13 protein-coding genes and 1 tRNA gene are annotated in these 14315 nt (G+C 73.8%); 9 read left to right on the top strand and 5 right to left on the bottom strand.

Annotation, left to right across the window (positions count from 1 at the left end):
* Together EDC02_RS00480 and EDC02_RS00475 are read right to left on the bottom strand one after the other, a co-directional pair.
* Positions 1-366 carry a PDGLE domain-containing protein gene (locus EDC02_RS00480; protein ID WP_123600210.1) on the bottom strand — a complete coding sequence of 122 codons (366 nt, stop codon included), beginning with the start codon at positions 364-366 and terminating at the stop codon, positions 1-3.
* Positions 363-1106: an energy-coupling factor ABC transporter permease gene (locus tag EDC02_RS00475; protein ID WP_123600209.1), complete on the bottom strand. Its 744-nt coding sequence runs from the start codon at positions 1104-1106 to the stop codon at positions 363-365. Before EDC02_RS00475 ends, EDC02_RS00480 begins: the two co-directional genes overlap by 4 nt.
* A gap of 135 nt (positions 1107-1241) precedes the next feature.
* On the opposite strand from EDC02_RS00475, the gene bcp reads away from it, so the two are divergent.
* The 3 genes from bcp (at position 1242) to EDC02_RS00460 (ending at position 2528) form a co-directional block, all read left to right on the top strand.
* Positions 1242-1733, top strand: coding sequence for a thioredoxin-dependent thiol peroxidase (bcp, locus tag EDC02_RS00470; protein WP_123600208.1), 492 nt, complete (start codon positions 1242-1244; stop codon positions 1731-1733).
* Between the two features lie 110 nt (positions 1734-1843).
* A tRNA-Leu gene (locus EDC02_RS00465) sits at positions 1844-1917 on the top strand.
* Between the two features lie 47 nt (positions 1918-1964).
* Positions 1965-2528: a GNAT family N-acetyltransferase gene (locus EDC02_RS00460; RefSeq protein ID WP_123604371.1), complete on the top strand. Its 564-nt coding sequence runs from the start codon at positions 1965-1967 to the stop codon at positions 2526-2528.
* 8 nt (positions 2529-2536) lie between these two features.
* Here the strand turns inward: EDC02_RS00460 and EDC02_RS00455 are convergent, their stop codons facing one another.
* Both EDC02_RS00455 and EDC02_RS00450 read right to left on the bottom strand, forming a co-directional pair.
* Entirely contained in the window at positions 2537-3535 is a 999-nt protein-coding gene (locus EDC02_RS00455; RefSeq protein WP_233605666.1) for an expansin EXLX1 family cellulose-binding protein, read from the bottom strand.
* A 54-nt stretch (positions 3536-3589) separates the two neighbouring features.
* Complete coding sequence (locus EDC02_RS00450) at positions 3590-4579, bottom strand: MOSC domain-containing protein (RefSeq protein ID WP_123600206.1); 990 nt, start codon at positions 4577-4579, stop codon at positions 3590-3592.
* Between the two features lie 11 nt (positions 4580-4590).
* Here EDC02_RS00450 and EDC02_RS00445 point away from each other — a divergent pair, with 11 nt between their 5' ends.
* The 6 genes from EDC02_RS00445 to hutH are packed head-to-tail and all read left to right on the top strand — an operon-like array spanning position 4591 to position 12599.
* A complete protein-coding gene (locus EDC02_RS00445) occupies positions 4591-5514 on the top strand; it encodes a MurR/RpiR family transcriptional regulator (RefSeq protein ID WP_123604370.1) in 924 nt (307 codons plus the stop codon).
* A 21-nt stretch (positions 5515-5535) separates the two neighbouring features.
* A complete protein-coding gene (locus EDC02_RS00440) occupies positions 5536-7248 on the top strand; it encodes a urocanate hydratase (RefSeq protein WP_123600205.1) in 1713 nt (570 codons plus the stop codon).
* Positions 7245-8513, top strand: coding sequence for an allantoate amidohydrolase (locus tag EDC02_RS00435; RefSeq protein ID WP_123600204.1), 1269 nt, complete (start codon positions 7245-7247; stop codon positions 8511-8513). Before EDC02_RS00440 ends, EDC02_RS00435 begins: the two co-directional genes overlap by 4 nt.
* Positions 8514-8539: 26 nt before the next feature.
* Positions 8540-9892 carry a formimidoylglutamate deiminase gene (locus EDC02_RS00430; RefSeq protein ID WP_233605665.1) on the top strand — a complete coding sequence of 451 codons (1353 nt, stop codon included), beginning with the start codon at positions 8540-8542 and terminating at the stop codon, positions 9890-9892.
* Positions 9889-11070 carry an imidazolonepropionase gene (hutI, locus tag EDC02_RS00425; RefSeq protein WP_123600203.1) on the top strand — a complete coding sequence of 394 codons (1182 nt, stop codon included), beginning with the start codon at positions 9889-9891 and terminating at the stop codon, positions 11068-11070. Before EDC02_RS00430 ends, hutI begins: the two co-directional genes overlap by 4 nt.
* Positions 11058-12599, top strand: a complete 1542-nt coding sequence (gene hutH, locus EDC02_RS00420) for a histidine ammonia-lyase (RefSeq protein WP_123600202.1) — start codon at positions 11058-11060, stop codon at positions 12597-12599. The genes hutI and hutH overlap by 13 nt, the downstream gene beginning before the upstream one ends.
* Before the next feature lie 322 nt (positions 12600-12921).
* Here hutH and EDC02_RS00415 read toward each other — a convergent pair whose 3' ends face one another.
* A complete protein-coding gene (locus EDC02_RS00415; RefSeq protein WP_233605664.1) occupies positions 12922-14241 on the bottom strand; it encodes a hypothetical protein in 1320 nt (439 codons plus the stop codon).
* Positions 14242-14315 lie beyond the last annotated feature (74 nt).

The following is a 14315-nucleotide window of genomic DNA, read 5'->3' as shown; positions in this document are numbered from 1 at the left end:
CTACCGCTCGCTGGCCAAGGCGTCGGCGGGCTCCTCCGGCCGGCGGCCGCGGGTCAGCCAGAACAGCCCACCGGCGACGGCGAAGGTGAGCAGCACCCCGACGACGCCGGCGACCGCCGTACCGAGGAAGGCGTTGTCCACGGCGGTCAGGCCGTAGTCGGCGAACGGGCTGTCGGCCAGCTCGTGGTCCTGCGCGCCGGAGCCCATGCAGGCCCCGCCGACGATCTCCTCGCCGTCGACCTCGCAGCCCTGGGTCGACGCCGAGTCCAGCCCGTCGGGCGAGCCGGAGGCGTAGTTGCTGACCACGCCGGCCAGCAGCAGCGAGACGAACAGACCGGCCAGGATGAAACCGGTGTTGCGCTTCATGCGGCACCTCCGGTGGACGCGGGCTGGGTGGTGGTGGGAGCGGCCGGCGTGTTCGGCGGGCTCGGGCGGCGCAGCCCGCGCAGGGCGTACACCAGGTCCGGGCGGGTCCGGGCGACGGTCAGCACGGTGACCGCGGCGATCAACCCCTCACCGACGCCGATCAGGACGTGGGTGCCGGTCATCAGGGTCAGCACCTGGCCGAGGCCGAACTCCTGCAACTGGGTGGTGCCGCCGATGGCGTACTGCAGCACGAAGCTCAACGCGGCGGCGACCACGCTGACCACCGACGCGACGAACGCGGTGACCGCCAGCCCGGTCGGGGTGCGCGGCAGCACCCGCAGCAGGACGAAGATCAGCCCGTACGCGGCGGCGGTGCCGACCAGCGCCATGTTGGTGACGTTCGGGCCGATCGCGGTGACCCCGCCGTCGGCGAACAGCAGCGCCTGCACGATCAGCACGATCGACACGCAGAGCGCGCCGACCCACGGGCCGACCAGCAGCGCGGCCAGCGCGCCGCCGAGCAGGTGGCCGCTGACCCCGGGCAGCACCGGGAAGTTGAGCATCTGGACGGCGAAGATGAACGCGGCGACCAGGCCGGCCATCGGGGCGAGCCGGTCGTCGAGGTCCCGGCGGCCGCGGACCACGCAGTACCCGAAGGCCACGGCGGCGAGGATGGCGTAGCTGATCGCTACGGGGCCGTTGAGCACCCCGTTCTGGATGTGGAGTGCGAGGGGGTCCACCTGGTTCCTCCCGGCTGGGCAGTCCGTTGGTCGCGTGGCCAGCGTATTTCGCCGTCACTGCTCTTGCATAGGGGATGCAACTGGTCATGGTTGGCGGTCCGACCCGCCCGGTAGCGGCGGAGGTAGGCTCCGGCCATGACTTCAGCTGCCGCCGACGGGCCGGTCCGCCTCGCGCCGGGCGATTCCGCCCCGGAATTCACCCTGCCGACCGACAGTGGCGACCAGCTGTCCCTCAAGGAGCTACGCGGGCGCAACGTGGTGCTGTACGCGTACCCCTCGGCGATGACCCCGGGCTGCACGAAGCAGGCGTGTGATTTCCGCGACTCGCTCGCCGGGCTGCAGGCCGCCGGCTACGAGGTGGTCGGCATCTCTCCCGACAAACCGGAGAAACTCGCCAAGTTCCGCGAGCGCGACGGGCTCACCTTCCCGCTGGTGTCCGACCCGGACAAGGCCGTGCTCACCGCGTACGGCGCCTACGGCGAGAAGCAGCTGTACGGCAGGACGGTCACCGGGGTGATCCGGTCGACCTTCGTGATCGACGCCGAGGGGCGGATCACCAAAGCGCTGTACAACGTCAAGGCCACCGGCCACGTCGCCAAGCTCCGCCGCGACCTCGGCCTCGACTGACTGACGCAGCACCCGGCTCCGGCTCCAGCAGCCGGCTCCAGCAGCCGGCTCCGGCTCCGGCCGACCGGGATTCGGCTAACCTGTCCTCGGCACGTAACCTAGGAGCGCTCGGGGCCGTAGCCCAATTGGCAGAGGCATGCGACTTAGGATCGCACCAGTGTGGGTTCAAGTCCCGCCGGCCCTACCCAGCGCCTGGCACCCAGGCCCACCCGGAGTCGACACACCGCAATGATGCACCCACTCTCCGTACGGCTGGGCTTCGTCCTTGATCCGCCGCTCGACGACGAGCTGCGCGAGCGGATCATCGCGGTCTGGGCGGACGCGACCAACGCCGGTGGCGCGGTCGGCTTCGTCGCCCCGGTGACCGCCGCCGACGTGCGCCCGACCGCCGAGGCGGCGTTCGCCGGGGTCGCCGCCGGCGTCGACCGGCTGCTCGTCGGCCACGACGATGCCGGGCTGGCCGCGTTCGTCTTCGTCACCAGCAACCGGTTCGACCTCAAGGAGCACTGGCGGGTGCTCAAGCGGGTGGTGGTCACGCCGGGCCGGCAAGGGCGCGGCTACGGGCTGGCCCTGATGGCCGAGGCGGAGCGGGTCGGCCGGTCGATGGGTCTGTCCGCGCTGCAGGTCACCATCCGCGACGGGCACGGGCTGCCGGCGTTCTACCAGCGGTGCGGCTACCGGGAGGTGGGCCGGCTGCCGGGCGCGCTGCGGGTGGCCGACGGCGACGACCGGGACGAGATCATCATGTGGCGGGAGCTGAGCGGCGCACCGACAAGCTGGCCAGCGGCAGGCTGACGGCGGGGTCAGCGGCAGACTGACGGCGGGTCGGCAGGAGCCGCGGCCGGCACCGTCGACGGGCTGGCGGCCGCGCCGAGACCCGCTGCACCGGCGGTTGGCGACGGACCCGGCGAGGCCGACCCGGTGGGCGTCGGACCTGGCGACGGTGGTTCGGCGGCCGGCGTGGTCTGGGCCGCCGTGGACCGGTCACCGGACCGGTCGGCACCGGAGCCCCCGGCGGCCGAGGACGACCCGGACGACCGGGAGCCGGAGCCGGAACCCGATCCGCTGCCATACAGCCGCACGTCGGTCCGCTGGGTCCGCTCCGGGGCCAACTGGACCCCCGGCACGGTCGCCCGGTTGCCGTACACGTCGGTGACCCGCAGGGAGTACGGGCCGGGGCCGAGCCCGTCGTCGGCGAGCCAGTAGTTGTAGTCGTGCCGGACAAGTCCGCGCCACCCCGATCCGGTTCGGGCCTCGACCGTCGCGAGCGGGTTGCCGTGGTCGGTGACCCGAACCGCGAACCACCACTGCGACGCGCCCTCCTTGACGCGCACCGCGAGCGGCCCGGTCTGCGGGTCGACCACCGCCCGGTAGCTGACGTCGACGATGCCCCGCACCGGGTCGGCGATCCGGGCGAACGCCTCCCGGGACAGGTCGATGTGACCGGCGGCGCACTCCGGGCACTGGTCCATGACGACGACGCGGACGGTGCCGCGGGGACCGGTGACGTCGAGGTACCCGCCGCACGCGGCGGCGTCGGCGTACTCGTCCGGGCCGAGCGCGACGTACATCCGGTCGGCCGGCGCGCTGTCGAACGAGCAGTTGCCGCCCTGCCCCTGCGCGTCGTAGAAGGTGGCCTTGCCCTGGTGGTTGCCGCCGCCGACGGGTGGTGCCGCGCAGGCCGGGCTGGCTCCGACCTGGGCGGCCAGCAGCAGGCCGAGCAGGCCGGCCCCGGCCGCCGCCGCACCGCCAGCCAGCCAGCGGGTCCGGCGGGCATGGGAGGCGGGTCCGTCGTCGGTCACGTCCAGTGATGCTGCCGTACTACGACGTACCCGGGCAACGGTCCTAAGTGAGACCTAAGAGTCGGGACCGGCCGCAACCACCACGTTGTCGCCGACGGTGATCCGTCCGGTGCCGTCCGGAATGATGTTCATCCCGAACAGGACACCCTTCGGGCCACGGTGGTGTCGGGCGAGGATCCGCAGCGGCTGCTGGCCGCGTTCGCCGGTGTCCTGGTCGGTGGTGGTGACGACGCAGCGGGTGCAGGTCTTGGCGACCCGGAAGGTGACGTCGCCGATCCGGATCCGGCGCCCCAGCCACCCGTCCTCGGCCCAGGCCGGCGCTCCACCGATCACCACGTTGGGGCGGAACCGGTGCATCGGCAACGGCGCGGCCGGGTCGCCCGACTCGACGAGCCAGTCGTTGACCGCGTCGAGGGAGGCCGCGTTGGTCAGCAGCACCGGGTAGCCGTCGGCGAAGCTGACCACGTCGCCGGGGCGGCCGTGGTCGGGGTCGACCGCCCGTACGGTCGGGTCGGCCAGCCAGGCCAGTCGGGCCGGTCGACCGATGACCGCACTGATCCAGGCGTGTGCGGTGGCCGCGGCGAGCCGGGCCGGCACCGGGGCCTTGGCCAGGAAGACGCGGACCTGCACCGGCGGGCCGGCGACCGGCGCGCAGACATCCAGTGTGGGCACGACCGGCGGGGGGACGTCCGGCGTCGGCCGGCCGGCGGTGTGCAGGGTGAGTCCACCGGCGACGGGCCGGGGGTGGATGTGGACCAGCGCCGGAGCCTCCCGCTGGGTGATGCCGACTCCGTCCGGGTCGATGATCATCCAGCGTCGGTCGCCGGCCAGGCCCCAGGGTTCGACCCGGGCGTCGTCGTGGTCGAGCCGGCGACACCCCTTGACCGGGTACGTGTGGAGGGCGGCGACCCGTACGCCGGTCACGACGGCGGCCGGGTGCGGACCGGGTTGCGACCCGGCGACAGGCGTTCCACGTGCTGGTTCTACCACAGCGACCGCCGGTGCCGTCGCGGCCACCGTTGCCGGCTGAATGAAATAATGCATACAGTGTCATGGTGAATGACAGCGAGGTCGTCCCGGCCGCTTCGGCCGAACGGGTGCTCGACCTGTTCACCGGTGTCCGCCTCACCCCCACCCAACGACGGATCGCGCACAGCCTGGTGCAGCACGCCGGCTCCGCCGCGTTCCTGTCCGCCGCCGAGGTCGCCGAGCTGGCCCGGGTCAGCCAGCCGTCGGTCACCCGGTTCGCAATGGCACTCGGCTACGACGGCTACCCCGCGCTACGCCGCCGGCTACGTGAGTTCGCCGTCAACCCGGTCGGCACCGGCCAGTCCGGCGCCGCCGCCGGACTGCCGGCGCCGCGCGGCGAGTCCCGGCGCGGCGGGCGGCGGGCCTACGCCGCCGACAACGAGATGCAGCGCGCGGTCCGCGCCGAGGCCCGGCAGCTGAGCATGCTCGCCGACCAGCTCGGTGATCGGGACCGGCTGACCGCCGCCGGCACCCTGCTGGCCGGCAGCACCCCGCTGCCGGTACTGGGGCTGCGGGCCGCCGCGCCACTGGCCACCTACTTCGGGTTCTTCGCCGCGAAGGTCCGCCCGGACGTGCGGGTGCTGGACAGCGGCGGCAGCCTGCTGCCGGAGCGTCTGGAGCAGACCCGGGAGGCCGGCGCGACCGCGCTGCTGGCCATCGTGCTGCCCCGCTACCCCCGGGAAGCCGTCGACGCGCTGGTCGAAGCGCGCGCCGTCGGCCTGGCCGTGGTGCTGATCACCGACTCCCTGTTGAGCCCGGCCGCCGAGCACGCCGACCTGGTGCTGCCCGCACCGGTCGGCGACCAGCTGGTGTTCGACCTGCACGCCGCGCCGATGGCGTTGGCGATGGTGCTGCTGCAGGCGATCTGCGACGCGGCCCCCGGCGAGGCGCAGCGCCGGCTGGAGCAGTTCGAGCGCTCCGCCGCCCAGCGCAACGTCTTCATCGGCTGACTACCCGGAAGGGACCGCGACATGGCTGAGCTGATCCGGGCGGCGCGCGGCGCCACCCGTACCGCCAAGGGGTGGCCGCAGGAGGCCGCGCTGCGGATGCTGATGAACAACCTCGACCCGGACGTCGCCGAACGCCCCGACGACCTGGTGGTCTACGGCGGCACCGGCCGGGCGGCCCGGGACTGGCCGTCCTACCACGCGCTGGTGGCGACGCTGACCGAGCTGGCCGACGACGAGACGATGCTGGTCCAGTCGGGCCGGCCGGTCGGCGTGCTGCGCACCCACGAGTGGGCGCCCCGGGTGCTGCTGGCCAACTCGAACCTGGTCGGCGACTGGGCGACCTGGCCGGAGTTCCGCCGGCTGGAGCAGCTCGGCCTGACCATGTACGGGCAGATGACCGCCGGCTCGTGGATCTACATCGGCACCCAGGGCATCCTGCAGGGCACCTACGAGACGTTCGCGGCGGTGGCCGCCAAACTGGCGGCGGGCACCCCGACCACGCCGGTCGACCCGACCGCGCCGCCGTCCTGGATCGACCGGGTCGGCTCCGCGTCGCTGGCCGGCACGGTGACGCTGACCGCCGGCTGCGGCGGGATGGGCGGCGCGCAACCGCTCGCCGTCACCATGAACGGCGGGGTGTGCCTGATCGTCGACGTCGACCCGCAGCGGCTGGCCCGCCGGGTCGCCACCGGCTACCTGGACACCGTCGCCGGCTCACTGACCGAGGCGGTCGCGGCGACGCAGGCGGCCCGGCGGGACCGGCGGGCGCTGTCCGTCGGCGTGGTCGGCAACGCGGCGACCGTCTTCCCGCAGTTGCTCACCGACGGGGTCGAGATCGACATCGTGACCGACCAGACCAGCGCCCACGACCCGTTGAGCTACCTGCCGGAGGGGGTCGAGCTGGCCGACGCGGCGGCGTACGCCGGCCGGGCGCCGCAGGAGTACACCCAGCGGGCCCGGGAGTCGATGGCCCGGCACGTCGCCGCGATGGTCGGCTTCGCCGACGCCGGCGCGGAGGTGTTCGACTACGGCAACTCGATCCGCGACGAGGCCCGGCTCGGCGGCTACGACCGGGCGTTCGACTTCCCCGGTTTCGTGCCGGCGTACATCCGGCCGTTGTTCTGCGCCGGAAAAGGCCCGTTCCGGTGGGCGGCGCTGTCCGGCGATCCGGCCGACATCGCCGCCACCGACCGGGCGATCCTCGACCTGTTCGGCGACAACGAGGCGCTGGTCCGCTGGATCCGGCTGGCCGGCGAGCGGGTCGCCTTCCAGGGGCTGCCGGCCCGGATCTGCTGGCTCGGGTACGGCGAACGGGAACTCGCCGGGATGCGGTTCAACGAGATGGTTGCCCGAGGTGAACTGGCCGCCCCGGTGGTGATCGGCCGGGACCATCTGGACTGCGGGTCGGTGGCGTCGCCGTACCGGGAGACCGAGGCGATGGCCGACGGCTCCGACGCGATCGCCGACTGGCCGCTGCTCAACGCCCTGGTCAACACGGCCAGCGGCGCGTCCTGGGTGAGCATCCACCACGGCGGCGGGGTCGGCATCGGCCGGTCGATCCACGCCGGTCAGGTGTGCGTCGCCGACGGGTCGGCGCTGGCCGGGCAGAAGATCGAACGGGTGCTGCGCAACGACCCGGCGACCGGGGTGCTGCGCCACGTCGACGCCGGCTACCAGCTGGCCGGTCAGGTCGCCGCCGCGCACGACCTGCCGGTGCCGATGGGCCGCCGATGACCGGCCCGGCCCCGGTGACCACCGCTGATCCGCTGGTCGGACGGTTCCGGGCGATGTGGACGCAGCTCGCCGGCATCGGCCGCGATCCGGGCACCGGCGGCTACCTGCGCTACGCCTGGTCGGCGGCGGAGCTGACCTGCCGGGAGTGGTTCACCACCGAGGCGGTCCGACGCGGGCTGGCGGTGCGCCCCGACGGCAACGGCAACCTGTGGGCCGACTGGATACCGTCCGGTGTGGATCCGGCCGCGCCGGCGGTGGTCACCGGCAGCCACTTCGACTCGGTGCCGCACGGCGGCGGCTACGACGGGCCGCTGGGCATCGTGTCGGCGCTGCTCGCCGTCGACGAGCTGCGGGAGCGTGGCTTCACCCCGGCCCGGCCGGTGACCGTCGCCGCGTTCGTCGAGGAGGAGGGGGGCCGGTTCGGCCTGGCCTGCCTCGGATCGCGGCTGCTGACCGGCGGTGTGTCGGCGCAGTACGCGCTGGCGCTGACCGACTCCGACGGGGTGACGGTGGCCGAGGCGATGCGGGCGGCCGGCGCCGACCCGGCGGCGGCCGGGCCGGACCCGGACCGGTTGGCCCGGGTCGGGGTCTTCGTCGAGTTGCACGTCGAGCAGGGCCGGGCGTTGGTCGACCTCGGCGCCCCGGTCGGGGTGGCCAGCATGATCTGGCCGCACGGCCGGTGGCGCCTGGAGTTCACCGGTGCCGGCGACCACGCCGGCACCACCCGGATGGTCGACCGCCGGGATCCGATGCTGACCTGCGCGCACACCGTACTCGCCGCGGACGCGCAGGCCCGCCGGCTGGGTGCGCACGCCACCATCGGCCGGGTCGCGGTGCGGCCCAACGCCACCAACGCCATCCCGGCCCAGGTGCACGCCTGGCTGGACGCGCGGGCCGCCGACGACACCGCGCTGGCCACGCTGGTCGAGGCGGTGGGTGCCGAGGCGGCGGCCCGGGCGCGGGTGGACGGGACGGCGGTGGCGGTGGTCCGCGAGTCGGACAGCCCGCCGGTCGCCTTCGACCCGGACCTGACCGACCGGATCGCCACGGCGGTGGGTGCGCAGCTGCCCGGCGTGGTGCCGGTGCTGCCGACCGCCGCCGGGCACGACGCCGGTGTCCTGGCCGGACACGTGCCAACGGCGATGATCTTCGTACGGAATCCGACCGGGGTGTCGCACGCCCCGAACGAGCACGCCACCGACGACGACTGCGCCGCCGGGGTGCGGGCCCTCGCCGCCGCGCTGGCCGACCTGGCCGGCGAATGAGGCGGCCGGCAGATCGGGCGGCCCGGATGCAGGTGCCGGCAGCCGGGGCGACCCGGATGCGGTGGTACGCCGAACACGCCTGGCTGGGCGGGCCGGCCCCGGCGGCCGGGGTGCTCATCGAGGCCGAGGCGGGCCGGTTCACCACGGTCACCGCCGGGGTGGCGGCACCGCCGGGCGTACCGAGGCTCGCCGGGGTGACCCTGCCCGGCCTGGCCGACACCCACTCGCACGCCTTCCACCGGGCGCTGCGCGGGCGGACCCACGACGACCGGGGCAGCTTCTGGACCTGGCGGGACCGGATGTACGCGGTCGCCGCACGACTCGACCCGGACAGCTACCTGGCGCTGGCCCGCGCGGTGTACGCCGAGGCGGCGCTCGCCGGGATCACCTGCGTCGGCGAGTTCCACTACCTGCACCACGATCCGCAGGGCCGGCGGTACGCCGAGCCGAACGTGATGTCCGACGCGCTCGCGCAGGCCGCCGCCGACGCCGGGCTGCGGCTCACCCTGCTGGACACCTGCTACCTGACCGCCGGGGTGGACGGGTCACCGCTGACCGGGGTGCAGCGCCGGTTCGGCGACGCCGACGCGGCCGACTGGGCGGACCGGTCCGCCGGGTGGCGGCCGACCGGTGACCACGTACGGGCCGGCGCGGCGGTCCATTCGGTACGGGCGGTACCGGCCGCCGGGCTGCCGGTCGTCGCCGGGGCGGCGGCGCAGCGGGGCACCCCGCTGCACGTACACCTGTCGGAGCAGCCGGCGGAGAACGCTGCCTGTCTGGCCCGGTACGGCCGGACCCCGACGGCGCTGCTGGCCGACGCCGGGGTGCTCGGCCCGGACACCACCGCGGTGCACGCCACCCACCTGACCGATGCCGACGTGACGCTGCTGGCCGGCGCGCGGGCCGGGGTCTGCCTCTGCCCGACCACGGAGCGGGACCTGGCCGACGGGATCGGCCCGGCCGGTCCGCTGTCGGCCGCCGGGGTCGCGCTCAGCGTGGGCAGTGACAGCCACGCGGTGGTCGACCTGTTCGAGGAGGCGCGGGCGGTGGAGACACACGAGCGGCTGCGCACCGGCCGGCGGGGACACTTCTCCCCCGGCGAGCTGATCTCGATGGCCACCGGAGCCGGGCACGCCGCGCTGGGCTGGGCCGACGCCGGCCAGATCGCGGTCGGTGCCCGCGCCGACCTGGTCACCGTCCGACGCGACAGCGTACGGACCGCCGGGGTCGACCCGGCCGGTCTGGTGTTCGCGGCGACCGCCGCCGACGTCACCGACGTGGTGGTCGACGGCCGGCCGGTGGTGGCCGACGGCCGGCATCTGCACGTCGACGTACCGGCCGACCTGGCCGCCGCGATTCGGGCGGTGACGACCGGATGACGACGGGCACGCTGCTGGTGACCGGTATCGGGGAGCTGGTCACCAACGATCCGACGCACGACGGCGGCCCGCTGGGGCTGCTGACCGACGCGGCGGTGCTGGTCGACGGCGACCGGGTCGCCTGGGTGGGGCGCGCGGCGCAGGCGCCGGCCGCCGACCGGCGGATCGACGCGGGCGGCCGGGCCGGACTGCCCGGTTTCGTGGACAGTCACGCGCATCTGGTCTTCGCCGGGGACCGGGCGGGCGAGTTCGCCGCCCGGATGGCCGGGGTCCGCTACGACGGCGGCGGCATCCGGACCACGGTGGCGGCGACCCGCGCCGCCAGCGACGACGAGCTGCGCGGCACCGTCGGGCGGCTGCGCCGTGAAGCGCTGCGGCAGGGCAGCACCACAATCGAGGTCAAGAGCGGGTACGGGCTCAGCGTCACCGACGAGGCCCGGTCGCTGCGGGTGGCGGCGGAGTTCACCGACGAGACGACGTTCCTCGGCGCGCATGTGGCGCCGGCCGAGTACGCGGACCACCCGGGCGACTACGTCGACCTGGTCACCGGCCCGATGTTGGCGGCCGCGGCCCCGTACGCCCGCTGGGTTGACGTGTTCTGCGAACGCGGCGCGTTCGACGGCGACCAGGCCCGCGCGGTGCTCGCCGCCGGGGCCGCCGCCGGCCTGGGGCTGCGGGTGCACGCCAACCAGTTGGGGCCCGGCCCTGGGGTATCGGTGGCGGTGGAGCTGGGGGCCGCCAGCGCCGACCACTGCACCCATCTGTCCGACACCGACGTGGCGGCGCTGGCCGGCTCGGCGACGGTGGCGACGCTGCTGCCGGGCGCGGAGTTCTCCACCCGGTCGGCGTACCCGGATGCCCGCCGGCTGCTCGACGCCGGTGCGACGGTGGCGTTGGCCACCGACTGCAACCCGGGCTCGTCGTACACCACGTCGATGCCGTTCTGTGTGGCGCTGGCGGTACGGGAGATGGGGATGACCCCCGCGGAGGCTGTCTGGGCGGCGACCGCCGGTGGCGCGCGGGCGCTGCGCCGCGCCGACGTCGGCGTACTGCACCCGGGTGCCCGCGCCGACCTGCTGCTACTCGACGCACCGTCGCATCTGCACCTGGCCTACCGGCCGGGGGTGCCCCTTGTCCATCAGGTCCTGCGCGACGGAGTACCAGTATGTCCACTGTGATGATCGGACCGGACGGGATGACCGCAGCCCAGGTACGGGCGGTGGCCCGGGACGGGGCGCGGGTCGAGCTGAGCCCCGGCGCGGTCGCGGCGATGGCCCGCAGCCGGGACATCGTCGAGTCGATCGAACGCGACGGCCGCCCGGTGTACGGCGTCTCCACCGGGTTCGGCGCGCTGGCCAGCAGTTTCGTCGCGCCGGACCGGCGTTCGGAGCTGCAGCACGCGCTGATCCGTTCGCACGCGGCCGGGGTCGGCGCGCCGATGCCCGACGAGGTGGTCCGGGCGATGCTGGTGCTGCGGGTGCGGTCGCTGGCGCTGGGCCGCTCCGGGGTACGGCCGCTGCTCGCCCAGGCGCTGCTGGATCTGCTCAACCATCGGATCACCCCGTGGGTGCCGGAGCACGGGTCGCTCGGAGCCTCCGGTGACCTGGCGCCGTTGGCGCACTGCGCGCTGGTGCTGATGGGTGAGGGCTGGGTACGCGATCCGGACACCGGGGACCGGGTCGACGGCGCGGTGGCGTTGCGTCGGGCCGGGCTGGCCCCGGTGGAGCTGGCCGCCAAGGAGGGTCTGGCGCTGATCAACGGCACCGACGGGATGCTCGGCATGCTGCTGCTGGCGGTCGAGGACGCCGGGCACCTGTTCACCATGGCGGACGTCACCGCCGCGCTGGCGATCGAGGCGATGCTCGGCTCGGACCGGCCGTTCCAGGCCGACCTGCACACCATCCGGCCACATCCCGGTCAGGGCGTGTCGGCGGGCAACATCCACCGGCTGCTGCAGGACTCGGCGGTGATGGACTCGCACCGCGACGATCTGCTGCACGCGGTGCAGGACGCCTACTCGATGCGCTGCGCGCCGCAGGTGGCCGGGGCGGCCCGGGACACGCTGACGTTCGCCGGCGCGGTCGCCGGCCGGGAGTTACGGTCGGTGGTGGACAACCCGGTGGTGCTACCGGACGGGCGGGTCGAGTCGACCGGCAACTTCCACGGTGCGCCGCTCGGCTTCGCCGCCGACTTCCTGGCCATCGCGGCCGCCGAGGTCGGGTCGATCAGCGAACGCCGGGTGGACCGGCTGCTCGACGTGAACCGGTCCCGGGGCCTGCCGGCGTTCCTGTCCCCGGACGCCGGGGTCAACTCCGGGCTGATGATCGCCCAGTACACCGCGGCCGGCATCGTCGCGGAGAACCGCCGGTTGGCCGCACCGGCCTCGGTGGACTCGGTGCCGACCTCCGGAATGCAGGAGGACCACGTGTCGATGGGCTGGGCGGCGACCCGCAAGCTGCGTACGGTGCTGGACAACCTGACCAGTCTGCTCGCGGTGGAGCTGCTGGCGGCGGTACGCGGCCTGCAGTTGCGGGCCCCGTTACGGCCGTCGCCGGCCGGGCAGGCGGCGGTCGAGATCGTCGGCAAGCTCGCCGGTGAGCCGGGGCCGGATGTCTTCCTGGCCCCGGCGTTGGAGGCGACGCGCGCGGTGGTGGCCGGCCGGGAGTTGCGCTGCGCGATCGAATCCGAGATCGGCCCCCTGCACTGACCCGATGCGTGCCGCCGTCACGCCGTGCCGGCCCGCTATCTGCTAGGCCGGCACCGTGGGTGCTGTGCGGTGGATAAGCTGGCAGCCCTTTGATGATTCGCGTTGCTCTGTTGGCCGGGTCGGACCTGGCGGACATCGCCGAGGCGACGGTTTGGAGGCAAACGAGGTTGTCCGCTGGTGGCAGCGGTGGGCCGATGGTTAGGCGCGGCTGGACATCGGCGGACGTCCGGCAGCGGACCTTGTTGAGGCCGGGGCCATCGAGCATCGGCTCGGTCCGGGGCTGATCTCGCGGATCGCCCCGCCGTCATCGTGTCTACGCCGGTCAGTCGTCCGGTGGTAGGACGAGGTCCAGAAACTCGGCGTAGGCGTTCTCGCCAGACAGTTTGCCGTCCAACGCGAGAGCCTGACGCAGAGAGGAGCCGGTGACCTCGGGCGGAATACCCAGGCCACGCTCGGCCTCGCCGACGATCTCCGCGACGACGGCCCGGGCATGCCCGGGCTCGTGCTGGATCAACCAGTCGAGCATCCGGGCAATCGCGTGATTGATCGGGTAACTCACCTCGTCATTGCGCACCGTGCGCTGCCAGTCTGCGAGCTCGAACAACACGGCGGCGCGGATCGTCGCTCCGAGATCGCCGAGTGGGACGATCCGATCGAGGCTGGCGGCAGCGGTCCAGGCGACGTCGTAGGCAACGTCACGCACCGCCGCCTTGGTACGCCAGCGCAGCGCGAACCTCTTGCGGTTTCTGTCTCGGTCCCACAGGTCGATGACAAAGGCGTTGGTGAAGTAGTCCCACAGCCGCGCCACACCGACCGACAGATTCTCGTGATCGCGGTCGGCCATGGTGCGGGCGACGCCGTCGCGGGAGCGGCGGCGGGTTTCGGCCCAGTCCTCGGCGACCGGTCGGGACCACATGCTGCGCCCACCGACGGTGGCCTGCGCCAGCGGCACGTCGCTCTCGCCTCGGGTCTGGTAGGCGCGCAGGGTGCTGGCGCCGATCCCGGCGATCTCGGCCAGCTCGGCCACGCCGAGGAGCTGGTCCGCCGCAAGTTCCGGAGCGGTGAGGTGCACGACGCAGCCCGCCAGGTGCCGCACTGACCCGTGCCGCAGCGCCCATAGCGCGAGGTCGTCATGCCAGCGGCGCGAGGCGGCGGGCGTCATCGTGTCGGGGCCGAGCTCAGTGATCGCCCACACCGCGCCCTTCCCGGGGTCGCCCTGTGGCAGGTCGGCGGCACTGATCGTCAACGCGGCCGGGACCGGCCGGTTGACGTAGATCTCCCGAGCCCGGTCGAATACCTGCGACGGCCGATACCACGTCGTGCCGTCCCACCAGTAGCCGCCGGCACGGAACAGCAGGGCCTCGTCCTCGTAGGACATGTACGCGCTCGCCACGTCCTCGTCGCGATAGAGCACCACCGACCGGCCGTGCTCGGGGTGCCAGCGGACCACCCAGCCCAGATCCGGTCGCAGGACGTCGGTCGTGAAGGCAACCCAGCCACCGTCCTTGCACAAATCCGTACGGCCCCAGGTTCCGTTGACGCCGGGCTTGCGGCCGATCGCTTCGATCGCGTCCGGGTCGTCCAGCGGCAGGTGGGAGTCGTCGACGAACGGCAGATCCGGAATCGGGTGATCCGTTCGCAACCCGTTCCCCACCGCCGTGTACCTGTACGACAGCGCCAAAGCTCAGTCCTCCAAGCGTGTGTGCTGTAGATAAC

It is taken from the genome of Micromonospora sp. Llam0 (assembly GCF_003751085.1).
Lineage (GTDB): Bacteria > Actinomycetota > Actinomycetes > Mycobacteriales > Micromonosporaceae > Micromonospora_E.
Note: the sequence above shows the minus strand (reverse complement) of the source record. Positions and strands in the feature narration are given on the sequence as shown.